Raw genomic sequence first — 21,548 nt, 5'->3', positions numbered from 1 at the left:
TTACTATCCTATTATAATTGTGGATGCACTATAGAAGTGAGCTCGAGATTCTGAGTGTGAATTCTTGAGTAATAGCGCCATCGATGGGAATAGGAAATTTCTCTGCTTACTGGTGGTGTAATTGTTAGATTGGGACATTATCTTTCCGACAGCTGAACTTCACTAGAGATCTGGTGTGTCAACATCTGCTCAGTGCAAAATGGAGTAGTGATACCAGAGTTCTCTATTGAATAAAAGTTGTCGTGAATAAGTTCCCCTCGGAAATTCCATGCCCACCCTTTAACCCTCATTTTCCGGAACCATCGCGTATGACTGCTGACCCGGCTGGCTCAATCGAGAGATTGCGCGATCGCGTCGAAATATCCGACACGATTACCCCACAAGATCGAAAGAACATTCTCGCATTCAGCGACCGAATGGCCTTACTCCGAAGCGAATACTCTGATCAACGCCACGAGAAACTGCTCGGTCACGTCACTCGGATGGCCGAACAAATCGAGAATATCAACGATGCGCTCGACGATCGAAAGAAAGCCGAGGATGTCGTCCGCTGGATCAACCGCAACTACGACAACGAAGAGACGAACAAGGACTACCGAATCGCGTTTCGCGTGTTCGCCAAGCATGTCACCGACGGTGATGATACACCGGACAGCATCGATTGGATTCCTTCCGGCTACTCGAACAACTATGATCCGGCACCGAACCCGAAGAACATGCTCCGGTGGGATGCCGACGTCGAGACCGGCAGCGCTCCTACGCTTCACGCGGGTTCGTGAATCACACGCGTAGCATCGGTGTACATAGTCTTCGTCGTCTCCGAAGACGCGACAGAAGTGAGAGGAAACGTAGGCGCCACAGTGAAGACACTGATTTTTGTCCCGGTCGGGAACAAGTCGTGACGCCATCTAGAACTCACCCCTCTGTTTCTGGACTGGAAACGAAGGGCTCAGTAGCTGTGGCTGGCTTGTGGGTGAGAATTGGACGGGAAGTCGCCCTCGTCCTTTGAAGTTCACCTTCAGAACGAATGATAATATGCCCGGGGAGGGCTCCGAACCCTCGATCTCCGCATGTCCCAGATTCGAGACCTGGCGGGGCCTCACGGGCGCATGGGAGGCTTCCAAGGCCTGAGCGCCAAATCTCAGAACCCTATGAGTGCGGCGCTATGTCCAGCTAAGCCACCCGGGCTCGATTACGGATAGGCAACTGGTACTCTTTAAAGTTCCCATCTCAATCGGGGACGAGAGGGGGCTGACGGGTGTCGATTGCCACCGCGTCACGCGATTTTGGAGACGAAATATTCGGCGGAGAACTGTTCGAAAAATCACCCGTTTTGTTCTTGTCGTGTGTACCCATCGGTTTTAAGATATGCGCATGACCATTCCCCATCATGAACGTTCCGGGAATCGTCCAGTCCAGCCTTGGAGACGAACACGTGGCCGCGAAAGTGTCCCTCGGGGGCGAAGATGTCCTCTACGTGACACCGACGCGGACGCTTATCTATCGCGCCGACGGCCTGTTGAGCGACGAATCCGTCGAGGAGTATCCGCACGACGCGGAGCGAATCAGCGTCTCGGAGGGGCGTCGCAAATCGACCATCACGCTCGATTACGGCATCGACGGCACCGAGACGTTCAAGATTCCCACGAAACGGCTTCACGACGCGCTCCATCCCGTCATCGCGGGCGTCCTGAACGGCGCGGGCGTCACCGACTCGAACGAGCAAGTCCTCCAGACCTACCAGTTCAGCGAATTGACGCTCGTCCTCACGAGCGCACGCGTGGTAAAACACGTCGGCGAGGCGATTTGGGACACGGATTTCGAGCAGTTCCACTTCGCCGACGTCACCGGCCTCGACGTGGAGGAGGGAACCGTTTCCTCACAGATCATCATCGAGGCGGAAGGACGACCGCAGCGGATCAAAACGCCGAGCGAGCGAACGCGAGAAGTCCGTGAACGGATCGAACAGGGACTCCTCTCCTATCACGATGTGGGAAGCTACGCCGAATTCGAGCAGACGGTCGTTCCCGACGACCCGGACCCGGAACCCGACGAGAACGTCTCGTTCGCCGAGGACGACGACGTGTTCGGCGGCGTCGAACCCCTCAACGCGAACCCGCCGGAACTGGACGACAGCGGACAGATAGTCGAAACGCCCTCGGCGGACCCGCTCGGTGGCGGCGAAAGCGAGGTCGAAAAGGTGACCGGAGGAGGGGCGGGAAGCGTCGCCGAGACCGCACCCGTCGAGTCAGCACCTGCCGAATCGGTGACGGCCGATCCCGGAATCGCAGCAGAAGCCGCGGCAGAGGAGACACACGTCGACGGGTCGAACGCCGACGAGCCGACTGGATTCGCGGATTCGGGCTTCGAATCGGCGAGCGAGAACTTGGACGATCCGGTGGAAGCGCAACTCGCCGCATTGACCGAAACGGTCGAGCAGCAGAACGAACTCCTCGAACGCCAGCAGCAGACGATAGAACGTCTCATCGAGGAACTCAGCCGCGGGCGATAGGTCGGACGAACGTTATTCCCGGCCGGTCACTTTCCGGATACAGGACGACCCGAACGGGCCGAGTTCGCCAGCGTCGAGTTTGATGAAGTGGCCCGTCGAGATGCCGGTTCCACAGCGCCGGCAGGTGAAGTCACCCTCCTTGGTCACGACTTGGCTTTCGAAGCGGACGAACCCGCCGCCCGTCGGTCGAACGATTCCGTTTTCGCGCTCGATGACGCCGCGTTTTTCCGCCTCGTCGAGAATCGTCCTCGTCGTCGTCGGGTCGGTCGTGATGGTTTCGATCCGGTCCACCGCCTCCGCGACCGATAGTTCCGGATGTTCGACCTTGCTCAGCAGTTCGACCCCCATCGCCACGGGGTCGTCGTCCGATTCCATCGTCTACGAATTCGAGCGAAGCGGATTAAACGTTCCGCGCTCGGGTGGAAAGAACTTAGCCCTTCCCCTGACTACCGTCGGTCGAATGGAGTTCGCCGGGAATCGACGACAGGCGGCGGGTATCGGGGTGGTCGCGATGGTCGTCGTCGCCGGCGTCCTCCTCTCGCCGGAGTTCGTCCTGAAGCAGGTTCGGCACGTGACTCACGATCCACTCCTCGCCGCTGGACTGTTCCTCGCCGTCTATCTCGTTCGGCCGCTGTTCGCGTGGCCGACCACTGTCGTCGCCGTCGCCGTCGGATACGTGTACGGGCCTGTCGTCGGATTTCCGGTCGCGCTCGGCGGAACTGTGATGAGCGCGTATCTGCCCTTCGCGGCGGCGCGGTACTTCCGCATCGACTCGGGGTTGTTCGGCCGTCTGGGCGACTCCGGCGAGCGGTTTTTCGACGCGACCGGCGACCTTCGCGGCATGGTCGCCTCGCGTCTCGTGCCCGCACCCTCCGACGCGGTGTCCGCCGCCGCTGGACTGTCGAACGTTCCGGTCCGCTCGTTTCTCCTCGGCACGGCCATCGGCGAAACCCCGTGGATGGTCGTCGCCGTGCTCGCCGGCAGTTCGCTCGACACGCTCTCGGTACACGAAATCGGGGAGAACTGGCTCGTCGTGGCCGTCGTCGGTATCGGCGGACTCTTCCTCTTGGCCGGTCCCGCGTACCGATACGTCACCGAGGATTAGTAGAACGTGTCCGCGCAGTCGTAGACGACGCCGTGTTGCGGGCAGACGTACTTGCAGTGACGGTGGAACATCGACGCACCGCACAGCGGACAGGGCCGTCCCTTCGGCGTCTCCTCCATAGACGTGTAAGGATTTCCCACCCGTATCACGTTTTCCGTCCGCGCGAACGGTGCCGAATTCGCCGTCTTTTTCGCCACCAATTACGGAACGCATCCCGATTTTGGAAGAGATTTGGAAGAGAGTGGGTGGAAATCGGGGGAGAACGGGTGAGAGTTCGAAAAACGGCTATTTAATGGGGAAGGCTCGATTCGAACATGCACTCCAAACGCATGCTCGTACTGGCGGTCGTACTGACGATTTGTGCCGTTCCCGTGACGGTAAGCGCAGCGGCGAACGACGTTTCGAACGCGCCGCTCGCACAGCAGGAAACGACGACAACGGACACCATGGGCAACGGAACGATGAACGACAGCATGGACGACTCCATGACAACGACGACGGATTCGATGGGAGACGAGGAGATGACCACGACGGATACGATGGGCGATGACGAAATGACGACCACCGATTCCATGGACGACGAGACGACCGACGAGGAGATGACCACGACGGACACGATGGACGACGACGGGATGACCGACGAAACGATGACCGACGACGGCACGAACGACGGCGGGAGCGGAAACTCGGATACGTCCCTTCCCGGATTCGGCATCGGAGTCGCGTTGGTCGCGCTCGTCGCCGGCGCGCTGTTCGTCGCACGGAACCGGTGAACCATGACAGCCGACCAACCATCCGCGAACTCGCTCGTGGACGTGGCGACCGACGGAGCGATCGCCCTCCTCGCCGGCGTGGCCGCCGTCGCCGGGTCGTACGCCGTGGTCGGCTTCACCCCCTCGTTCGTCGCCGCGCCGGTCAGCGCGTTCGTGGTCGAAACCACGCCCAGCGCGGTCATCGCGTGGTCGATACAGACGCTCGGTGATCTCGGCGACCAACTCGGGTTCCTGCTGGCGCTCGTCCTGACGACCCTCCTGTTCGCGGTGACCGCGGCGGTCGGCGTCCGAATAGCGGACGCCGCCGACGTTCCCGCCGCGCCGGTCGCCGGCCTCCTCTGTGTCGCACCCGCGTTAGCGTTGACCGGCGCTCCCGTCTCCGCGCTGGTCGCCGGAGCGGGTGCCGGAATCGTCGTCGCGGCGTCCCGGTTTCGTTCGAACACGGAGGAACCGGTGTCCGAAACGCGACGGAGCCTCCTCCGGGCGCTCGTCGGAGCGGTCGCGGTCGGCGGCGTCGGCGGCGCGCTCGGGGCCGGACGCGGCGACGACACGCCGAAGCGAACCGGTCCGGTGAGCGGCGACGTCCGGTCGCTCCTCGACGAGGCCGATGCGAAATCGCTCGCCATCGACGGACTCGAAGGACTGGTGAGCACGGAGTTCTATCAGGTGGACATCAACAGCGTAGACCCGGTGGTGTCGGCGGACGACTGGGAACTCGCGGTGACGGGTGCCGTCGAGGAGGAGTTGCACTTCACCCTCGACGACCTGAAATCGATGTCCGAAGAACACCGGTTCATCACCCTCCGCTGCGTCGGCGAGTCGCTCAACGGGAAGAAGATGGACAACGCACTCTGGACGGGCGTCCCGATTTCGGCGCTGTTCGAGGGAACGACGATGCCCGACGAGTGCTGTGTCATGTTCCGCGCCGCGGACGACTACTACGAGGAGTTCCCCCTCGCGGCGCTCGAAGACGGCTTTCTGGCCTACGAGATGAACGGGAACCCGCTCCCGCGGTCCCACGGCCATCCCGTTCGGGCGCTGATTCCCGGCCACTGGGGCGAAATCAACGTCAAATGGCTCTCGGAAATCGAAGTGCTGGAGCAAGAAGCCGAAGGCTACTGGGAGAAACGCGGGTGGCACGGCACCGGACCGGTCAACACCGTCGCCAAACTCCACGCCGTCAATCATGTGGACGGCGGTCGGGTGCAAGTCGGCGGGCACGCTTACGCCGGAACGCGCGGCATCGAACGCGTCGAAGTGTCCACCGACGGCGGGGGGTCGTGGACCGACGCGAAGCTCTCCGAGCCGCTTCCGGGAACGGACGTGTGGCGGCAGTGGGAACACACCTACGAAGCGTCGGGGGCACACGACGTCGTCGTCCGCGCGACGGATGGACGGGGGAACCTGCAGTCGAAGGCCGAAGCGAACGCCTATCCGAACGGGGCGACGGGGTGGGTCTCGAAGCGTATCGAGCCGTAGATATATCTGGCTGCATGACTCCCAACCAAGTGACCGTTCGATGGACAAGGCGCTCTGGTACTTACTCACGGCGACACGTGGCGGTGAGAACCGCGCACGCATCATTCGCGCCCTCTCGGAGCGCCCACGGAACGCGAATCAACTGGCGGAATCGCTCGACGTGGAGTACAAGACGGTTCGCCACCACCTCGACATGCTCGTGGACCACGGCGTCGTCGAACCCGGAGACAACGCGTACGGAAAGCTCTACTTTCTCACCGACCGGTTCGAACACCATCGGGACGCGTTCGAGGAGATAATGGAACAGATAGAATGAACTCGATACAAATCGCAAGCGGGCTCGCGGTCGTGAACATCCTCCTACTGGCAGTGTTGGTCGCCGTGTGGGTACGAAGCTATCTGAAGTTCAGAACCTCGCTCGTTCTCGGCCTGCTGGCCTTCGCCCTCGTGATGCTCGCCGAAAACGCCGTCGCCATCTACTACTTCTTCGGCATGAAAATGTTCTACTCCGGCGACCCGGCGGTCCAACAGGCCGTGTTGGTTCTCCGCGCGCTCCAGTTGGTCGCGCTCGTGTTCCTGACGTGGGTGACGGTGAAGTAGCGGGAAACGTAAAATAAGAGAAGGGAAAAACGAGAGAGGCGGAAAGAAGAACGGACGGAAAAACGGACTATTTCCTTCGGAAGCTATTTACGAACACTCGCTCCAGCCACAGGACTCGCAGGTCTTGCAGCCTTCCGAGAAGTACAGCGAGAGCGACCCACATTCGGGACATTCCGGGCTTTCACCCGCGTCGATGAGCGACTGCGAGGCGTCCTTCTGTTCGGCTTTCGCCGCGCCGCCGTCGGTTTCGGTTTCGTCCGCCGTCTCTTCGAGCGTCTGCTGTTGCGGGTAGGCCTTCTCGATTTCGCCGTCGAGATAGCGCCGCATTGCGACGCCGATGGCGTCCGGGATGGAGTTGATCTGTTCGCCCTTGTCCCACGCGACCTTCGGACTGCGGATGCCCTGCAGGTCGGAGGCGATTTCGTTCGGGTCCACGCCGCTGCGGAGCGCGTAGCTGATGACCTTCGCCAACGCTTCCGTGAAGGAGTTGGTGAAGCCGCCGGAGTTGCCGATGGTGGCGAACAACTCGAACGGTTCGCCGTTCTCGTCCTCGTTGATGTTGATGTACATCTTGCCGTAGCCGGTGTCCACGCGCTGGGTCACGCCGTGGAGGACGTCCGGCCGGGGACGTTCCTGGGCGTACGCGCCGCCGGTGACGCCCTCGTCGAACAAGTCGTCGAGTTCGGTGCCGAGTGCGGCCCGAACCTCCTCGTTCTCGATGAAGCCTTCGACGCCGCCGAAGACCTCCTCTATCTGCCCCACGATGGTTTCGGCCGCTTCCTCCTCGTCGGCGAACTCGGCGTTGTCGGCGCGCGTGGTGAGTACTTGCTTCGAGCGCGTGCCGTCGCGGTAGACCGTGACACCCTTGCCGCCGTGGTCGTAGATGTAGCGGTACACCTCGTCCATGTCCTCCTTGCTGGCGGAGTTCGGGAAGTTGCAGGTCTTCGAGATGGCCGAGTCGACACCCTCTTGGCAGGCACACTGCACCGCGGCGTGTTGCTTGCCGGTCAGGTCGCCCGTCACGACGAACAGTTCGCCGATGGCGTCCGGGACGGTTTCCAACCCTTCGACGCCGGAGAACCGGTTGTTCGCCATCTGCGTCTGGGCCTCCTCCTTCACCGCGTCCACGTCGATGTCGTTCGCCTCCAGCGTGCGGAGGAAGTAGTCGTCGAACTCGACGAGCATCTCGTCGCCCTGCACGTCGTCGGAGACGTTCTTGTAGTAGGCGACGTTGTAAATCGGCTCACAGCCACCCGTGGTGTTGCCGACCATCGAGGTGGTGCCCGTCGGCGCGATGGTGGTCGTGTTGTGGTTGCGGACCGGGAAGCCGTCCTTCCACTTCTCGGCGTCGAGGCCGGTCTGGCCTTCGAACCAGTCGGCGTACTCGGTCGGGTTCGCGTACTTCGAGTCCTCCCAGTCGTTAAACGAGCCACGCGCTTCCGCGAGTTCGTGAGACGCCCACTTCGACTCGTGGTTGATGTGGGTCATCAACTGCTTGGCGATTTCGTTGCCCTCCTCGGAGCCGTAGCGGACACCGAGTTGGATGTAGAGTTGGGCAAGACCCATGACGCCGAGTCCGATCTTCCGCATGTCCCGGACCTTCTGTTCTATCTTCTCGACCGGGAAGTCGGACATCGTGACGACGTTTTCGAGGAATCGAGTACCATACTCGATGCGGTGGTCGAACTCGTCCCAGTCGATACCCTCTCGGAGGAAGGCGTCGACGGCTTCCGAGCGCGACCCGTAGTCGTCGCCGTTGTTCTCGTACCAGACGCGCCAGTCCGGCGCGTCGACGTCGGCGAGCGTCGAGAGGTTGATGTGGCCGAGGTTGCAGGCCTCGTACTCTTCGAGCGGCTGTTCACCGCAGGGGTTCGTCGCCAAAATCCGGTGGTCCGGATGTTTCTCGACATCGAAGGAATGCTCCTTGTTTACCCGTTCGAGGTAGATGATTCCCGGTTCGCCGTTCTCCCACGCGCCCTCCACGATGCGGTCCCAGAGGACCGTCGCGGGGATGGAAAGAACTTCACCCGGCGTGACGTAATCGCCGAGGCCGAACATGTCGTACATCTCCTCGGTGTGTTCGGTGGCGACGTGCGGTTCTTCGGTGCGCGGGTTGGTGAAGACGAACTCCTCGTCGTTGTACAACGCCTCCATGAAGTCGTCCGTCACGCCGACGGAGATGTTGAAGTTCGAGAGGTGACCCTCGGCGGCGTTCCGGAGGTGTTTCGGGACGCGGCCGTCGTCGTCGATGAGTTCGCGGGCCTCCTCCAGCGCGTCCTTGAACGACGTGTGCGTGTAGTCGTCGGGGTCGTTCAGGCGGAGCGTGTTTGCGAGGCTCACGTCCTTGTTCTTCGAGTGGATGAACTGGATGACGTCCGGATGCGAGACGCGCATGACGCCCATCTGTGCGCCGCGCCGGGCACCGCCCTGCGCGATGGTCTCGCACATCTGGTCGTAGGTGCGCATGAACGTGATGGGACCGGATGCGATGCCGCCCGTCGAACCCACCGCGTCGCCGTACGGTCGGAGTCGCCAGAAGGCATAGCCCATTCCGCCGCCGGACTGGAACACCTCGGCGGCCTCCTTGGCCGTCTGGTGGATGTTCGTGATGTCGTCGTCGGGCGAGTCGACGAAACACGCGGAAAGCTGTTGCAGTTCGTCGCCCGCGTTCATCAGCGTCGGCGAGTTGGGGACGAACGAGAGCTGTCCCATCAGTTCGTCGAACTCGTCCCGGACGGACTCCACGTGTTCGCGGATGTCGTCGGGGAGTTCGGGAACGACCGTCTCGTAGGCGAACTTGTTGACGTTGTAGACGGAAAGCGTCGTCTCCGCGTCGTCCTCTGCCGTCGTCCCTTTGCCGAACACCTCGGCCGCGAGTTCGTCGCGCCGCGGGTGGCCGGGTTTCAGCTGTTCCGGCGTGACGGTGAGCGAGACGCCCTGCTTTTCGGCTTCGTAGACGGCCTCCGCGAGCGCGATGTTCTTCGCGACGCGCGGGAACAGGTCGTCTTGGGATTCGACGAGGTTGCCGTCCGCATCCTTCCGGAGATACCGGGCCGGGAGGATGTTGTTGTAGGCGTTGCCCGTCATCCGGTCTTCGAGCGTGTCGCCCTCGGTTCGCTTCACCGGGAGGGTTACGTCGTCGGCGTCCGCCTCGTGCGCGCCGCTCATCTGTGCGCCACCACCGTTCGTTCGCTACTCTGCACGTCGATTCGCTCTTGATTTCTCACGTAGACCCGTTTCATTCGTGACGAAGAATCCATTTACCCCAACCCCAATTAAGTTTACTTTCTTTATTTCAAGTGTGGTTGAATAGTGATGCCTCTGCGTATTTTCTTCGGCCTATCTCTTAGTAAGACGCGGAGGAATATAAGAGTGTTCAGACCGGAGCGAAAGTGACCGGAAAGCCGATATTTCTTGCAGTAATGATGTATTACTTCGCTTCCTTCATGCGATTTTTGTCCGCACGAAAAACGACACTACCGATACGTTTACCAATCAGTAGGGATTCATTTCTCGCATGCTACCCCTCGCCATCGAACCCGTCGGAATCGTGGCGGCCGTCGTCGCCGTCATCCTGCTCGTCATGGCCATCCGTTTCGCCATCAGCGTCCTTTTTCGCATCGCCATCGTCGGCGTCCTCGTCGTCGCCGCGCTCTACGGCGCGGGCGTGCTGACGATATAGGGCGCGAGGAAGTTCGCGATCAACTCCCGCCCGCACGCCGTGAGAACGCTCTCGGGGTGGAACTGCACGCATTCGATGGGGTACTCTCGATGGCGGATCCCCATCACGAGGTCCGTCCCGTCGTGGGTCGTCGTCGCGCTCACCTCGAACGGGTCGGGAACGCTCGTCGTGACGAGCGAGTGGTACCGTCCGGCCTGAAAGCCCTGCTCGATTCCCTCGAAAACCCCTTCTCCGTCGTGTTCGACCGGGAACGCCTTCCCGTGGACCGGTTCCGGTGCGCGCCCGATTTCGCCGCCGTACTCGTGAATCGCGGCTTCCAACCCGAGACAGACGCCGAGCGTCGGTATCTCGGGGGAGAGTTCGCGGAGCACGGCCGCCGTGACGCCGACGTCGCGCTCGTTCGCCGGATGGCCCGGCCCCGGACTGATGACTATCGCGTCGGGGTCGAAGTCGCGGATATCGCCCAGCGACGCCGTGTTTTTCACGACGGTCGTTTCGAACTCCTCGCCGCTCGCCCGGAGCGCGTCCTCGGTGTACTCCACGAGGTTGTACGTGAACGAGTCGTAGTTGTCCACGAACAGCACGCGGATCATTTCGACACCTCCGCGAGTTCCGTCTCCGGCGGTCGTTCGAGCGCCTCCAGCGCGGCGAGCACGCCGCCCATCTTCTGTTCCGTCTCCTCGAACTCGGCGGACGGATCGCTATCGGCGACGATACCCGCTCCCGCCTGCACCGTGATTTCGTCCGTCGTTCCGTGCAAAATCGTCGCCGTCCTGATGGCGATGGCGAAGTCGGCGTCGCCCGTCCACGAGACGTAGCCGACGCCGCCGCCGTAGACGTCCCGAGGCGTCCGCTCGAGGTCGTCGATTATCTCCATCGCCCGGATTTTGGGCGCGCCGGTCAGCGTTCCCGCCGGGAACGACGCCCGGACCGCATCGAAGGCGTCGCGGTCGGCCGCCAGCGTCCCAGTCACGGTACTCTCGATGTGCTGAACGTGGCTGTATTTGATGACGTTCATGAACTCCTCGACGCTCACGCTCCCCGACTCTGCAACCCGTCGCACGTCGTTTCGGGCCAAATCGACGAGCATGGCGTGTTCCGCCCGCTCCTTTTCGTCGGCGAGGAGTTCGCCGGCGAGGCGACGGTCCTCCATCGGACTGCCGCCGCGGGAGCAGGTCCCAGCGATGGGGTTCGAGACGATTTCGCCGCCCTGCACCGACACCAGCGTCTCCGGACTCGCGCCGACGATGCTCAAATCGTCGTGACCGAGGAGGTACATGTATGGCGAGGGGTTCACGTCCCGGAGCGCCGCGTAGAGCGCTCGTGGGTCGATTCCCGCCTCGACGGTTCGCTTGCGCGAGATGACGCCTTGGTAGATGTCGCCCGCGGCGACGTGTTCGTTCGCCCGCTCCACGGCCGCTTCGTACTCCGCTTGCGGTCCCGCCGTCCCGTCCGTCGGGTCGTAGTCGCCGAACGACGGCGAGTCTGCCGATTCGAGCGCGGCGGCGACCCGCTCGCGTTCCGCAACCAACTCGTCGTAGCGTTCGTCGACGTCGTCGTCCGGCGAGATGAACGGCGTGAACACGAGCGAGAGCGACTCCTCCGCGTGGTCGAAGACGAGCGTTTTCGTACTCAGGACGAACTGCGCGTCGGGCAGGTCGGTTTCGGGGCGTTCGACGCCCTGTTCGTCCAACCAGAGGTCGTAGACGGCGTTGTAGGCGAGAAATCCGACCAACCCACCACAGAACCCTTCGTCGTTGGGGAACCCGCGACGTGGCGCATTCGGGAGCGTCTCGCGGAGCGCGTCGAGGACGTCGCCGTCGGACTCGTCGTTCATCCGCCCTTCCTCCCAGTCGTCGTCCAGCGTCGTCACGCGGGTTTCGTCCGGGTCGATGGAAACGACGGCGACGGGGTCGTAGCCGACGAAGGAGTAGCGCGCTCGCCTATCGTGACCGGTTCCGGAGCCGCCTCGTCCGGCGTCGAACGCGCCGTAGGGGTCGCTGGAGGCGACTTTGTCCGCGCTTTCGAGGAGGTAATCGTACTCGCCGCCGCCGAGCACCGAGTACGCGGTCAGCGGGTCGACGGCCACGTCGAGGTCGGCGGAGGCGTGGAGGATGGCACCCTCGTTACTGTTGTCGTCGTTGCCGTCTCCGTCTCCGTCGCTATCGCTGCTGCTCCCGTTCGCGAGCGCTTCGAACTGCTTCCTGTTCATTGGTGAATGGGTGCCTCTCGGCGTCGTTTCGCGTTCGTGACGAAGGATTCGACGGCGGCGTGGTCCTTTCGTCCGCCGCTGGATTCGACGCCGCTCGCGACGTCCACGGCGAACGGTTCGACCGTCCGAACCGCGTCCGTGACGTTCTCCGGCGTCAAGCCGCCAGCGAGGAGAACCGGCGACGAGAGCGATTCGGTGAGTTCGCGTGCACGGTCCCAATCGTGCGTCTCGCCGGTGCCGCCCGTTTCCGCCGCGTCGAGCAACAGCGCGTCGGCCACGCTGTCGTACCGCTCGGGGCGATCGGTCGCCGCGTCGATGGCACAAACCACGTCCGCATCGGCGTTCGCCGTGAGGTACGCGAGGTCGCCGACGCTGGTTCCGTGAACTTGGACGGCGTCCGGTTCGACGAGTCGGGAGAGTTCGACGGTCCGCTCCGTCGTTTCGGGCATCGTCACGAGGACCGTCGAGACGAACGGCGGGATTTCTCGGGCGAGTTCGGCGGCCCGGGTCGGGGAGATCTCGCGCGGCGAATCGACCGGCACGTCCACCAGCAGGCCGATGGCGTCCGCACCGGCGTCGATTGCGGCCGCGAGGTCCTCCTCGTTCGTCAGGCCGCAGATTTTCACGCGCGTCATGCCGAGAGCGCCCCCGTCATGGCGGCAAGTTGCTCGCCCGCGCTTCCCGAGTCGATGGCGTTCCGGGCCCGTTCGACGCCGTCGATGAGCGAATCTGCCCGTCCGGAAACGTAAATCGCGGCCCCGGCGTTCGCCAGCACGATGTCCCGTTTCGCGCCGCCGACGGTTCCCTCCACGATTCCGCGGAGGTCCGCCGCGTTTTCGGACGGCGACCCGCCCGCGACGGCGGACACGTCGTGTTCGCCGACGCCGAGGTCCGCGGGCGAGAGCGTGTACTCCTCGATGGTTCCGTTCTCGACTTCTGCGACCGTCGTTTCGCCGTGAACCGCGATTTCGTCCATGCCGGACCCGTGGACGACGAGCGCGTGGGAAACGTCCATGTGCGAGAGCGCGCGGGCCAGAACGGGCACGAGGTCGGGGTCGTAGACGCCGACGACCTGCGCGTCTGCCCCCGCGGGGTTGGTCAACGGCCCGAGGACGTTGAACACGGTGCGCATGCCGAGTTCCTTCCGCGGGCCGATGACGGCCTTCATCGCCGGGTGGAACACGGGCGCGAGCATGAAACCGATGCCCTGTTCCTCGATGGCGCGTTCGACCGCAGGCGGTTCGGAGTCCACGACGACGCCGACTTCGTCGAGCACGTCGGCGCTTCCCGAGGAGGAAGAGACCGAGTAGTTGCCGTGCTTCGCCACTGGGACGCCCGCGCCGCTGGCGACGATGGCCGAGGTGGTGGAGACGTTGATGGTGTTGTAGTCGTCGCCGCCGGTTCCGCAGGTATCCACAAGCGGCGTTCGGTCGGGCGAAATCGTCCGCGCCGCCCCGCGCATCCCCTGCGCGAAGCCGGCGATTTCGGCCTCCGTTTCGCCCTTGGCGCGCAGGCCGGTGAGGAGCGCGCCGATTTGGGCCTCCGTGGCCCCGTCGAAGACGGCGGACGCCGCCTCCCGTGCTTGTGCTACAGTGAGGTCCTGCCCGTCGGTGACGAGTTCGATGTAATCCTGCATAGTGGAACACCAATGAACGTGTTTGGGTTGTAATGAACACATACGTACATCACCATAAAGGTGTCGTCGGGAGGGGGTGTGGGTGAAACCGACAGACAGAACCGCGTTTCGAAACATTCAATTACCCTTGCGGGTAACTGATGAATGCGTTCAGACGAAGCCGACTGGGTTTGTGGTCTAGTTGGTTATGACACCTCCTTGACATGGAGGAGGCCGGCAGTTCAAATCTGCCCAAACCCATACTTTTCCGCGCTACCAACCGACGAGCGAAGCGAGTCGCGGTAGCGCGGAAAGTCTTCTTTGGGGAGTTTGAACCGGACGAGACGCATGCCCGCGGAGCGCAACGAAGTGGAGCGAGCAGGAACGTCTCGGCGAGGTTCAAATCTGCCCAAACCTCACTCAAAACCGGCTCTTTAGCAAGTGGTCCGCACAAAATCAACCGAACCCTAAATCGGCATCCGATGGCCGCACGGCCACAGATACATGTACTCGGGGTCTTTGACCGTTATCATCGTGACAGGTTCGTCACAGTACGGGCAGTCGTCGATGAGCGTTCGCTTTGCGGTACGCTTTTCTTGGGGAGAATCATTGTCGGACATGCTTCAGTGGACCTGAAGCAAGCAGGGTCGGAGCTTCCACCTCCGGCCGTTTGGCAAACCCTGTTGCTTCGTCCGACATATCATAGTGCGAGGAGTTAATTCTACTGGTCGCGAACGAGCCGGAAAACGACGAGCGAGCGGCGGAAGTTCCGATTTTTCCTACCCCTCGGTGTAGCCGATGTACAACTGCGGGACGATGACGGCCACGAGGAACATGGCGGCACCGCCGACCCACGTGGGGAGGTCGAACCAGTAGTCGTTGATCACCCGGAGCGCTCCGAGCGTCACCGGGAGGGCGACGAGGATGGCGAACAGGATGACCTTGTTCTCGTGTGAAACCATGTTAGCTCGGGACCGCGGTTTCCCGTCGAACGCTTCGTTTGTGGACCTCGTGCATCAAGCCGCCGCCGATGGCACCGAACACGATGGGGTAAACCGCTCCGACGAGGACGGCGCTGTACAGGACGTTTGGCCGCATCGGAAGTCCGATAGCGACCACGAACAGGAGGCTCCCGGCGACGGCGGCGGGGAAGTAGCCGAGGAATATCAGCGCGCCGGAGTAGCCCGTGTGCCAGATTGTGCGACCGTAGGAACCGTGTGCCGCCAGCGCACCCGCAAGGACGAGGACCACCGGCGGGACGAGTCGAAGCAGGGAGAGCGACCCACCGGCGTCGCTGATGATGTTCGGCTGGACGGGACCCGAAAGGGAGACGAAGTGGGCGCTGTAGAACAGCCACCCGACGCCCTTCCACGTCGGAACGCTCGCGCCGTGGTTCGCGAGGAACTGCGCGAACGTGGGAGGAGTCGAGGACGATTTTGCGACGAGAAGTTCCCCGAAGATGGATTGGAGGCGACCGACACCCCAGAGGAACGTGAGGAGGTAGCCGACGAGGAACGCCGGGAGTCCGAGCGCTCCCTTCAGGCGAGCGGGATATCGCACCGCGTCGTCTTTGGTTAGGGACGGCATGGTTGGATTTTTCACGGTGGGAGTATCTGCTTTGTGGAAATGATATGCATCCTGAAACGTCGGTTTCGCCGCGCCCACGGGGAGGCTACCGGTCGATAACGAGGGTTTCAGGGAACCGGTATGACTCGAAATCCCGTTTTTACACGTCGTTTCGAGACGTCAACAGTCGCGTATCGAAGTGGAAAAGCGGCCGCTAGTGAGTGGGGAGGAAGGGAGAACCCGGCCGTCCTATTCGGTCGCGATTTCCGGAGCCTGTTCGCCGGTCGACGGCGTGCGTCGTGCATCGTAGGTGTGCGCTACGGCGACGACGGTGAACGCGACGACGACGAGAAGAGCGAGCCCGATGTCGCCGATTCCCGCGAGCGGAGGTACTTCCAGCCACGCCGCGGTAAGCAGCGCAAATCCGACGCCCGCGATTACGAGGTAGCGTTTACACCACGAGATGTCGTCCCGCGTGTTGGTTTCGAGATATGGGTCGAGTTGTTCTGCCGCCGTGGAGAGTTCCACGATACCCCTGTTTTGGTTGTAATCCACGATTCCTGCGTCGTCGAGTTTCGGGAGGTGGGACTGGTAGAGAGCGGTGTAAACCCGTTTCCGTTCGGCCGCCGAAATCGCGCCGACGGTGGTGTCGTTCTCCCACGCGGCGACCTGTTCTGCAAGGTCGCTCAACTGGACGGTTTCCTCCGCCTGTTTCAGATAGTGAAGGGCGTACCGTCGTCGCTGGTTTTTCAGTACGTCGAAGACCATGTCGCGCGAGAGCGGCGTTGCACGTTCGTCGTGCGAACCGTTGGAGTCGAGGATATCCGAGACCTGCTTGGCAACCGTCGAGTCCGAGTCATCCGTTTCGTTATCGATATCGTTGTCACCCGCGCCGGAGGAGTCACCGATTGTGCTCATTACTACGCCACCCCGTGTTCGTAACCCAGCATGGATTCAAACATTACCGGGTTTGTTCTTTGTTATTCACCATTTACCAGCAGTAAACGGGTGGTTACAAACGACGGAAAAAAATTCGCACCTCGTCGCCGTCTGGTGGTAATGGGCAATTACTGGCCGATTCTTCAAGAATTCTCAACGGTGATGCAGGTTCTCGTGAATCCCCAATACGAGGGCCGGAACGACGACGATGAAGATGTGTTCTTCGAGGGGGATACCGATCAGTTCGATGCCCGTTCGAAGCGGAATGGCGAACACGCCGATCGTAAGGGTGTACCAGTCCCAGACGTAGGCCAACGGATACAGAACGAGGATGGTTTTACCGGCACGGGGGAGGGCATCCGCTCGAACGAGCAGCCAAAGGGCGAACGTTCCGAACACCAGTTCGCTGACAATATACGTGTAGGGGCCGAAGGCCACGCCGATGTCAGGGAGCACGTTCGATGGTACGGCGTGCGCCACAAAAAACCCGACCGAAATGCCCATCCCGCGACAAAGTTCAAGACGAATGGCCGCGTATTTCAAAACGCCGATGGATATCTCTGACATTGCGACCACCGATTACTTCGAAATCGAAGCAGAAGAGCGACTGGGTAAGGCCCGCTCGATGTTCGAAGAGGAGAACCCGAAAGGGATCGTGGTCACCGAAGCGGGCACGTACAGCGGTGTCATCACCCAGAAACAACTCCTTCAATCGCATATCGAGGATCAAACGAAGGTGGCGACGCTGACGAAACCCGCACCGAAGGTGCACCGCACCGATGACGTGCGCGACGTCGCCCGCGCACTCGTCGAAGGCGGGTCCAAGGTCGCACCCGTCTTCGAGGACGGTCAACTCTGGGGCATCATCGACGAGGACACGATTCTCGAAAGCGTCCTCGAAAACCTCGACGCGCTCACCGTCCAGCAGATTTACACCGAAAATCCGGTCACGATTTCGGAGGACGAGACGCTTGGCCGCGTCATCAATCTCATGCGCGAACACAGCATCTCCCGACTCCCCGTCGTGAACGAAAACGGCTTCCTCACCGGGATGGTCACGACCCACGACATCGTGGATTTCGTCACCCGGAACATGGACAAGCCGACGCGGGGCGAGCGGATGGGTGACAGCGATCGAATGCTCGACCTGCCGGTCTACGACGTGATGACCAGTCCCGTCGAAACCATCTCGCTCGGCGACAGCGTGCAGGACGCGGTGGAACGCATGTTCGAAAAGGACTACGCCGGACTGGCCGTGACGTCCGAAGACGACGACCGCGTGGTCGGCGGCATCCTCACTAAAACCGACGTGCTCCGTGCGCTCACCTACACCGAGGAGGACCACATGGACGTACAGATCACGAACATCGACCTCCTCGATACCATCTCCCGACAGGCGATCCGGGAGGGCGTCGAGGAGATCACGGACAAGTATCAGGACATGCAGGTGCGCCACGCGCACGTGCGCTTCCACGAACACAAGGAGAAACTCCGCGGAACGCCGCTCATCCAGTGTAAAATCCGCCTTCGTACCAACCGCGGTCAGGTCGCCGGATCCGGCGAGGGTTACGGGTCCGAACAGGCGTTCAACGTCGCCCGCGACGTGTTAGAACGCAACGTCCTCGAACTGAAGGGCGTTCAGAGCGACCGCGAGTACGAGGGGCAACTGCTCCGAAAGCTCAACGAACTGTAACTCGAAAACGACGAGACGACACGTAACCGGGGAGTCGTCCCGTCCGATCGGTCGGCCCGCTCTCGTTCACTGCTTTTCCCTTTCTCCGCAACGCGACCTCTCGGGCGTCCACCCGCTACTCAAACGCTTTCCTGGGTTCCTTCGAGTCCCGTGTCCGTGATTCGGAACTGGGTGCGGCCACCGGCGGGTTTCGACCGGTGTTTTTCGAGGGTCGCACGACGGTTGCCGCCCCGGAAGCGGTCCACGCGAAGGACGACGCCCGTCCAGTGTTCGAGCGTGTGCCCTCCGAGCGGTCGGGTGCCGTCCGAATCCGGGTCGGTGTACACCTGATTCGTCAGCAGAACTGCGATGTCGTGTTTGCGCGCGAGCGAGAGGAGATGCGTCACTTGGCGGGCGACCCCGCGAAGCGCCTCGCCGCCCTCTCGGTCCTCGCCGCGTTCGAGGCGGTAGAATCCGGTCGCGCTGTCGAGGACCACGAGGTCCGCCCGTTCCGCGAACTCGGAGACGTCCTTGACCGCCTCCTGCTGTTCCGCGAAATCGAGGGCCTCCTTGATGACGATTCGGGACGCGACTTCGTCGATATCGTCGGCGCGCGCAGCGGCTATCTGTTCGAAGCGGTCCACGGACAGTCCCTCGGTGTCGATGTACACCACGGTACCGCCGTCCCGTGCGGTTTCGACCGCGGTCCCCAGTGCGACGTTCGTCTTCCCGGCGGCGGGCGGGCCGTACACTTGTGTCACGGTTCCGCGCTCCAAGCCGCCCCCGAGCAAGTCGTCCACCGGCGGGCACCCTGTCGTCAGTTTCTCGGCGTCGGTCACATGCCGAGATTAGCGCTTCTCACGCAAAAGGTTCCGGTTTTCGAGGAGACCGAGGCGACTTTATTCCACCCGGTCGAAGGGAGCGTAGTGACAGTCGTCGTTGCGACGGAGGACTTCGAAGTGTACCACGACGTGGTGGGCGAGCTACGCGACAGGGGCGTCCGGTTCACGACGATCGAACCGAGCGGTGAACTCCCCGACGGCGCTCGGATCGTCATTCGCGGTGCGGACGACGAGGTGGCCACCGAACTGCCGACGGTCGTGGCGGACCCGAACCGTCCCCGAAAGGCGGTCGAGGAGGCGTTGGCCGTGCTCCGCGGCGAGAAGGGGCGCACCGTCATCGGCATCGACCCCGGAACCCGGCCCGGCATCGCCGTGCTTTCGGGGGACATGGTGGTCGCGTCGTTTCACGTCCCCATCGCCGACGCCGCAGACGTGGTTCGATCGGAGGCGAAGGGCGCCATCGACCCCGTGATCCGAATCGGCGACGGCGCGCGTCTCCAGGGCGCACAACTCATCCGCGAACTCGAAGACGTCCGGGTCGAACTCGTGGACGAAACCGGAACCACGCCGTATCTCGGCACCGGCGCGCGCGGCATGGGCGACGTGCTCGCCGCGGTCAACATCGCCAGATTGGACGGCGAAATCGTCGAGGACCGGGACATCGAACCCACGCAGGGTGAACTCGGTGTCATCAAGCGCCGGTCCCGCGAACACTCCGCCGACAACCGCGAAATCGACGAGGAGTTGGCTCGGCGGGTCGCCGCCGGGGAGTTGACCATCGAGGAGGCGCTAGCGGAACACCGCGAGGAGTAGGGGAGAGAAGCAGAGAAACCGGAAAGGAAAGGGGAGAGAAACCTGAAGGGGACGGGGAAAGCCGACTCAGAGTTCTACCAGAACCGTGTACCGATGCGTCTCGTCCGTCGGGCACTGGAGGTGTTCTTCCTTCACGATGGTGCCGGAGAGCAGTTGCTTACCGATTTTCTGGAACCTGTCGACGTCAACGTGTCCCTTCTCGCGGGCGATGACTTCGCTGTCGGGGTCGGTTTCGAACTCGTCCATTCCGTCACATCCCTCGTACGGACACTGGACGCGAACGCGGGCCATGTCGCGGAATACGCCCCATCGTCGGTTATAGGTTTTCGTGAATCGCCCCTTCCGCCCGCCGCATGACCTCTCGAACCGCGATCCCGGTCTCGGTCGCCACGGCCGACGCGTCCTCGAACTCCGCGCTCACGTCGTAGACTGAGCCTGACTCGTCGCTCGCCAGTTTGACGGTGACTTCGTACTCTTTCCCTTCGATGTCCAGCGTCGCCGTCTCGAACTCCCGACGGGCGATCCATCGGTGGCTGGCACCCGCCTCGCGGACGCCGAGCGTTCCGGTCTCCTCGGCGAGTTTCCACGCGACCCGTTCGGCGTCCTCGGGTTTGACGATGACCTTCACGACGTGGCCGGGGCGCGCTTTCTTCATCGTGGCGGGGAGAATCGAGACATCGCGTGCGCCCGCGTCCGCGAGGGTCTCCTGAAGCCCGCCCAACACCTCCGGCGACGCGTCGTCCAGATTGGTTTCGAGGACGGTGACGTCGTCGCGCACGAGACTACCGCTCGACTCGCCGGCGAGGACGCGCAACACGTTCGGATGTTCGGGGAAGTCGTGTCCGCCCGCGCCGTATCCCGAGCCATCGACGTTCAGCGTGGGCAGGGTCTCGACGCCGTCCGCGAAGTGGGCCAAAATCGCGGCACCGGTCGGGGTGAGCAGTTCCGCTTCCACGGGACCGCCGGTCAGTGACCAATCCGCACCCGCCGCGATTTCCACGACTGCCGGTGCGGGTATCGGGAACGTCCCGTGGCTCATCCCGACTTCGCCGCCGCCGGTCGCGAGGGGCGTCGTGACGATTCGGTCGGCGTCGAGGTCGGCGAACAGCAAGGATGCACCGACGATGTCCGCGATGGCGTCGTCTGTCCCGACCTCGTGGAAGTGCGTCGAATCGAGGTCGGTGTCGTGGACGCTCGCCTCCGCCTCGCCGAGAATCCGGAAGACGGCCTTCGCGTCGCGTTCGATGCGGGAATCGAGCGCCATGGATTCGAGCACGTCGATGACCTCGCGGTAGGTTCGGACCTGACCAGCGCCTTCCGCGTGTTGGTGGGAATGGTCGTGCTGGTGGGTGTGGTCGTGTTCGTGAATGTGGTGATCCTGATGCGCGTGATGACCTCCATCGTGGTCGTGATCGTGTTCGTCTCCGTGATGATGGTCGTCGTGCTCGTGACCATGGTCGTGGTCGTCGTCGTGTGCGTGAACGTGCCCGTGTTCCGATTCATCCCCGTCGTCGGTCAGAAGGACAGTGACGCCCGTCGCCGAAATCCCGTTTTTGACGACCGATTCGACGTCGTACTCCACGTCGAGGGCGTTCTCGACCGGTTCGAGCGCGTCCCGCGTCGCCCCCGCATCGAGCAGCGCTCCGAGGATCATGTCCCCGCTGGCTCCCATTCGTCCGTCGAACGCAAGCGTTCTCATACCACGTCCCTGTTCCGAAGCGCGAAAACACCTGCGGTC

25 protein-coding genes and 2 tRNA genes are annotated in these 21,548 nt (G+C 62.5%); 11 read left to right on the top strand and 16 right to left on the bottom strand.

Annotated features, from left to right (window positions below; genetic code table 11):
• The first annotated feature begins 308 nt into the window (after positions 1-308).
• Positions 309-779 (top strand): hypothetical protein, encoded by a 471-nt coding sequence (locus tag ACGYLY_RS01075; RefSeq protein ID WP_395283686.1) that lies wholly within the window; start codon positions 309-311, stop codon positions 777-779.
• Between the two features lie 257 nt (positions 780-1,036).
• Here ACGYLY_RS01075 and ACGYLY_RS01070 read toward each other — a convergent pair.
• Positions 1,037-1,188, bottom strand: a tRNA-Met gene (locus ACGYLY_RS01070).
• Between the two features lie 202 nt (positions 1,189-1,390).
• Between ACGYLY_RS01070 and ACGYLY_RS01065 the strand changes: the two genes are divergently transcribed.
• Positions 1,391-2,512 carry a hypothetical protein gene (locus ACGYLY_RS01065; RefSeq protein ID WP_395283685.1) on the top strand — a complete coding sequence of 374 codons (1,122 nt, stop codon included), beginning with the start codon at positions 1,391-1,393 and terminating at the stop codon, positions 2,510-2,512.
• A gap of 12 nt (positions 2,513-2,524) precedes the next feature.
• Here the strand turns inward: ACGYLY_RS01065 and ACGYLY_RS01060 are convergent, their stop codons facing one another.
• Positions 2,525-2,887, bottom strand: coding sequence for a DUF5830 family protein (locus tag ACGYLY_RS01060; RefSeq protein WP_395283684.1), 363 nt, complete (start codon positions 2,885-2,887; stop codon positions 2,525-2,527).
• A gap of 85 nt (positions 2,888-2,972) precedes the next feature.
• Between ACGYLY_RS01060 and ACGYLY_RS01055 the strand changes: the two genes are divergently transcribed.
• Positions 2,973-3,617, top strand: coding sequence for a TVP38/TMEM64 family protein (locus tag ACGYLY_RS01055; RefSeq protein WP_395283683.1), 645 nt, complete (start codon positions 2,973-2,975; stop codon positions 3,615-3,617).
• Here the strand turns inward: ACGYLY_RS01055 and ACGYLY_RS01050 are convergent.
• Positions 3,614-3,736: an HVO_2523 family zinc finger protein gene (locus ACGYLY_RS01050; protein WP_256388496.1), complete on the bottom strand. Its 123-nt coding sequence runs from the start codon at positions 3,734-3,736 to the stop codon at positions 3,614-3,616. The two genes, ACGYLY_RS01055 and ACGYLY_RS01050, sit on opposite strands and share 4 nt — an antisense overlap.
• Positions 3,737-3,931: 195 nt before the next feature.
• Between ACGYLY_RS01050 and ACGYLY_RS01045 the strand changes: the two genes are divergently transcribed.
• Genes ACGYLY_RS01045 through ACGYLY_RS01030 form a run of 4 tightly spaced genes read left to right on the top strand, consistent with a single transcriptional unit; the run spans position 3,932 to position 6,469 of the window.
• On the top strand, positions 3,932-4,390 hold the full coding sequence (locus ACGYLY_RS01045; protein WP_395283682.1) for a PGF-CTERM sorting domain-containing protein: 459 nt from the start codon (positions 3,932-3,934) through the stop codon (positions 4,388-4,390).
• 3 nt (positions 4,391-4,393) lie between these two features.
• A complete protein-coding gene (locus ACGYLY_RS01040) occupies positions 4,394-5,869 on the top strand; it encodes a molybdopterin-dependent oxidoreductase (RefSeq protein ID WP_395283681.1) in 1,476 nt (491 codons plus the stop codon).
• 40 nt (positions 5,870-5,909) lie between these two features.
• Positions 5,910-6,185 (top strand): winged helix-turn-helix domain-containing protein, encoded by a 276-nt coding sequence (locus ACGYLY_RS01035; RefSeq protein ID WP_395283680.1) that lies wholly within the window; start codon positions 5,910-5,912, stop codon positions 6,183-6,185.
• Positions 6,182-6,469, top strand: coding sequence for a hypothetical protein (locus tag ACGYLY_RS01030; RefSeq protein WP_231185322.1), 288 nt, complete (start codon positions 6,182-6,184; stop codon positions 6,467-6,469). The genes ACGYLY_RS01035 and ACGYLY_RS01030 overlap by 4 nt, the downstream gene beginning before the upstream one ends.
• 87 nt (positions 6,470-6,556) lie before the next feature.
• On the opposite strand, the gene ACGYLY_RS01025 is transcribed toward ACGYLY_RS01030, so the two are convergent.
• Positions 6,557-9,637: an adenosylcobalamin-dependent ribonucleoside-diphosphate reductase gene (locus tag ACGYLY_RS01025; protein WP_395283679.1), complete on the bottom strand. Its 3,081-nt coding sequence runs from the start codon at positions 9,635-9,637 to the stop codon at positions 6,557-6,559.
• A 349-nt stretch (positions 9,638-9,986) separates the two neighbouring features.
• Here ACGYLY_RS01025 and ACGYLY_RS01020 point away from each other — a divergent pair, with 349 nt between their 5' ends.
• Complete coding sequence (locus ACGYLY_RS01020; RefSeq protein WP_231185324.1) at positions 9,987-10,151, top strand: hypothetical protein; 165 nt, start codon at positions 9,987-9,989, stop codon at positions 10,149-10,151.
• Here the strand turns inward: ACGYLY_RS01020 and trpG are convergent.
• The 4 genes from trpG to trpD are packed head-to-tail and all read right to left on the bottom strand — an operon-like array spanning position 10,124 to position 13,999.
• Positions 10,124-10,744: an anthranilate synthase component II gene (trpG, locus tag ACGYLY_RS01015; RefSeq protein WP_395283678.1), complete on the bottom strand. Its 621-nt coding sequence runs from the start codon at positions 10,742-10,744 to the stop codon at positions 10,124-10,126. The genes ACGYLY_RS01020 and trpG overlap by 28 nt on opposite strands.
• Positions 10,741-12,363, bottom strand: a complete 1,623-nt coding sequence (gene trpE, locus ACGYLY_RS01010) for an anthranilate synthase component I (protein ID WP_395283677.1) — start codon at positions 12,361-12,363, stop codon at positions 10,741-10,743. The genes trpG and trpE overlap by 4 nt, the downstream gene beginning before the upstream one ends.
• Complete coding sequence (locus tag ACGYLY_RS01005) at positions 12,360-12,998, bottom strand: phosphoribosylanthranilate isomerase (RefSeq protein ID WP_395283676.1); 639 nt, start codon at positions 12,996-12,998, stop codon at positions 12,360-12,362. Before ACGYLY_RS01005 ends, trpE begins: the two co-directional genes overlap by 4 nt.
• On the bottom strand, positions 12,995-13,999 hold the full coding sequence (trpD, locus tag ACGYLY_RS01000) for an anthranilate phosphoribosyltransferase (RefSeq protein WP_395283675.1): 1,005 nt from the start codon (positions 13,997-13,999) through the stop codon (positions 12,995-12,997). The genes ACGYLY_RS01005 and trpD overlap by 4 nt, the downstream gene beginning before the upstream one ends.
• 166 nt (positions 14,000-14,165) lie before the next feature.
• Between trpD and ACGYLY_RS00995 the strand changes: the two genes are divergently transcribed.
• Positions 14,166-14,239: transfer RNA gene (locus tag ACGYLY_RS00995), tRNA-Val, on the top strand.
• Positions 14,240-14,445: 206 nt separating this feature from the next.
• Here ACGYLY_RS00995 and ACGYLY_RS00990 read toward each other — a convergent pair.
• From ACGYLY_RS00990 to ACGYLY_RS00970, 5 genes are all read right to left on the bottom strand, one after another.
• The gene (locus ACGYLY_RS00990; protein WP_395283674.1) at positions 14,446-14,598 is read right to left on the bottom strand and encodes a hypothetical protein; all 153 of its coding nucleotides are present in this window, start codon (positions 14,596-14,598) and stop codon (positions 14,446-14,448) included.
• A 159-nt stretch (positions 14,599-14,757) separates the two neighbouring features.
• Positions 14,758-14,940 carry a hypothetical protein gene (locus ACGYLY_RS00985; RefSeq protein WP_395283673.1) on the bottom strand — a complete coding sequence of 61 codons (183 nt, stop codon included), beginning with the start codon at positions 14,938-14,940 and terminating at the stop codon, positions 14,758-14,760.
• 1 nt (position 14,941) lies between these two features.
• A complete protein-coding gene (locus tag ACGYLY_RS00980) occupies positions 14,942-15,565 on the bottom strand; it encodes a hypothetical protein (protein ID WP_395283672.1) in 624 nt (207 codons plus the stop codon).
• Between the two features lie 228 nt (positions 15,566-15,793).
• The gene (locus ACGYLY_RS00975; RefSeq protein WP_395283671.1) at positions 15,794-16,462 is read right to left on the bottom strand and encodes a hypothetical protein; all 669 of its coding nucleotides are present in this window, start codon (positions 16,460-16,462) and stop codon (positions 15,794-15,796) included.
• A gap of 174 nt (positions 16,463-16,636) precedes the next feature.
• Positions 16,637-16,939, bottom strand: coding sequence for a lycopene cyclase domain-containing protein (locus ACGYLY_RS00970; RefSeq protein ID WP_395283670.1), 303 nt, complete (start codon positions 16,937-16,939; stop codon positions 16,637-16,639).
• Positions 16,940-17,033: 94 nt separating this feature from the next.
• Between ACGYLY_RS00970 and ACGYLY_RS00965 the strand changes: the two genes are divergently transcribed.
• Complete coding sequence (locus ACGYLY_RS00965) at positions 17,034-18,176, top strand: CBS domain-containing protein (protein ID WP_395283669.1); 1,143 nt, start codon at positions 17,034-17,036, stop codon at positions 18,174-18,176.
• A 119-nt stretch (positions 18,177-18,295) separates the two neighbouring features.
• On the opposite strand, the gene radB is transcribed toward ACGYLY_RS00965, so the two are convergent.
• Positions 18,296-18,994: a DNA repair and recombination protein RadB gene (gene radB, locus ACGYLY_RS00960; protein ID WP_395283668.1), complete on the bottom strand. Its 699-nt coding sequence runs from the start codon at positions 18,992-18,994 to the stop codon at positions 18,296-18,298.
• 87 nt (positions 18,995-19,081) lie between these two features.
• Between radB and ACGYLY_RS00955 the strand changes: the two genes are divergently transcribed.
• On the top strand, positions 19,082-19,810 hold the full coding sequence (locus tag ACGYLY_RS00955) for a hypothetical protein (RefSeq protein ID WP_395284184.1): 729 nt from the start codon (positions 19,082-19,084) through the stop codon (positions 19,808-19,810).
• A 66-nt stretch (positions 19,811-19,876) separates the two neighbouring features.
• Here ACGYLY_RS00955 and ACGYLY_RS00950 read toward each other — a convergent pair whose 3' ends face one another.
• Both ACGYLY_RS00950 and larC read right to left on the bottom strand, forming a co-directional pair.
• The gene (locus ACGYLY_RS00950) at positions 19,877-20,101 is read right to left on the bottom strand and encodes a hypothetical protein (protein ID WP_231185337.1); all 225 of its coding nucleotides are present in this window, start codon (positions 20,099-20,101) and stop codon (positions 19,877-19,879) included.
• A 25-nt stretch (positions 20,102-20,126) separates the two neighbouring features.
• Complete coding sequence (gene larC / locus ACGYLY_RS00945) at positions 20,127-21,509, bottom strand: nickel pincer cofactor biosynthesis protein LarC (protein ID WP_395283667.1); 1,383 nt, start codon at positions 21,507-21,509, stop codon at positions 20,127-20,129.
• Between the last annotated feature and the right edge of the window lie 39 nt (positions 21,510-21,548).

Origin of the sequence: Haladaptatus sp. CMAA 1909 (genome assembly GCF_043952005.1) — an archaeon.
In the GTDB taxonomy this organism is placed as follows: domain Archaea; phylum Halobacteriota; class Halobacteria; order Halobacteriales; family Haladaptataceae; genus Haladaptatus.
This window is presented reverse-complemented; position numbering and strand designations above follow the sequence as displayed.

Excerpts from the sequence above, each read along its gene's own strand:
- ACGYLY_RS01075 (WP_395283686.1), top strand. The coding sequence starts at position 309 with ATGACTGCTGACCCGGCTGGCTCAATCGAGAGATTGCGCGATCGCGTC.
- ACGYLY_RS01065 (WP_395283685.1), top strand. The coding sequence starts at position 1,391 with ATGAACGTTCCGGGAATCGTCCAGTCCAGCCTTGGAGACGAACACGTG.
- ACGYLY_RS01060 (WP_395283684.1), bottom strand. The coding sequence starts at position 2,887 with ATGGAATCGGACGACGACCCCGTGGCGATGGGGGTCGAACTGCTGAGC.
- ACGYLY_RS01055 (WP_395283683.1), top strand. The coding sequence starts at position 2,973 with ATGGAGTTCGCCGGGAATCGACGACAGGCGGCGGGTATCGGGGTGGTC.
- ACGYLY_RS01050 (WP_256388496.1), bottom strand. The coding sequence starts at position 3,736 with ATGGAGGAGACGCCGAAGGGACGGCCCTGTCCGCTGTGCGGTGCGTCG.
- ACGYLY_RS01045 (WP_395283682.1), top strand. The coding sequence starts at position 3,932 with ATGCACTCCAAACGCATGCTCGTACTGGCGGTCGTACTGACGATTTGT.
- ACGYLY_RS01040 (WP_395283681.1), top strand. The coding sequence starts at position 4,394 with ATGACAGCCGACCAACCATCCGCGAACTCGCTCGTGGACGTGGCGACC.
- ACGYLY_RS01035 (WP_395283680.1), top strand. The coding sequence starts at position 5,910 with ATGGACAAGGCGCTCTGGTACTTACTCACGGCGACACGTGGCGGTGAG.
- ACGYLY_RS01030 (WP_231185322.1), top strand. The coding sequence starts at position 6,182 with ATGAACTCGATACAAATCGCAAGCGGGCTCGCGGTCGTGAACATCCTC.
- ACGYLY_RS01025 (WP_395283679.1), bottom strand. The coding sequence starts at position 9,637 with ATGAGCGGCGCGCACGAGGCGGACGCCGACGACGTAACCCTCCCGGTG.
- ACGYLY_RS01020 (WP_231185324.1), top strand. The coding sequence starts at position 9,987 with ATGCTACCCCTCGCCATCGAACCCGTCGGAATCGTGGCGGCCGTCGTC.
- trpG (WP_395283678.1), bottom strand. The coding sequence starts at position 10,744 with ATGATCCGCGTGCTGTTCGTGGACAACTACGACTCGTTCACGTACAAC.
- trpE (WP_395283677.1), bottom strand. The coding sequence starts at position 12,363 with ATGAACAGGAAGCAGTTCGAAGCGCTCGCGAACGGGAGCAGCAGCGAT.
- ACGYLY_RS01005 (WP_395283676.1), bottom strand. The coding sequence starts at position 12,998 with ATGACGCGCGTGAAAATCTGCGGCCTGACGAACGAGGAGGACCTCGCG.
- trpD (WP_395283675.1), bottom strand. The coding sequence starts at position 13,999 with ATGCAGGATTACATCGAACTCGTCACCGACGGGCAGGACCTCACTGTA.
- ACGYLY_RS00990 (WP_395283674.1), bottom strand. The coding sequence starts at position 14,598 with ATGTCCGACAATGATTCTCCCCAAGAAAAGCGTACCGCAAAGCGAACG.
- ACGYLY_RS00985 (WP_395283673.1), bottom strand. The coding sequence starts at position 14,940 with ATGGTTTCACACGAGAACAAGGTCATCCTGTTCGCCATCCTCGTCGCC.
- ACGYLY_RS00980 (WP_395283672.1), bottom strand. The coding sequence starts at position 15,565 with ATGCCGTCCCTAACCAAAGACGACGCGGTGCGATATCCCGCTCGCCTG.
- ACGYLY_RS00975 (WP_395283671.1), bottom strand. The coding sequence starts at position 16,462 with ATGAGCACAATCGGTGACTCCTCCGGCGCGGGTGACAACGATATCGAT.
- ACGYLY_RS00965 (WP_395283669.1), top strand. The coding sequence starts at position 17,034 with ATGGATATCTCTGACATTGCGACCACCGATTACTTCGAAATCGAAGCA.
- ACGYLY_RS00950 (WP_231185337.1), bottom strand. The coding sequence starts at position 20,101 with ATGGCCCGCGTTCGCGTCCAGTGTCCGTACGAGGGATGTGACGGAATG.
- larC (WP_395283667.1), bottom strand. The coding sequence starts at position 21,509 with ATGAGAACGCTTGCGTTCGACGGACGAATGGGAGCCAGCGGGGACATG.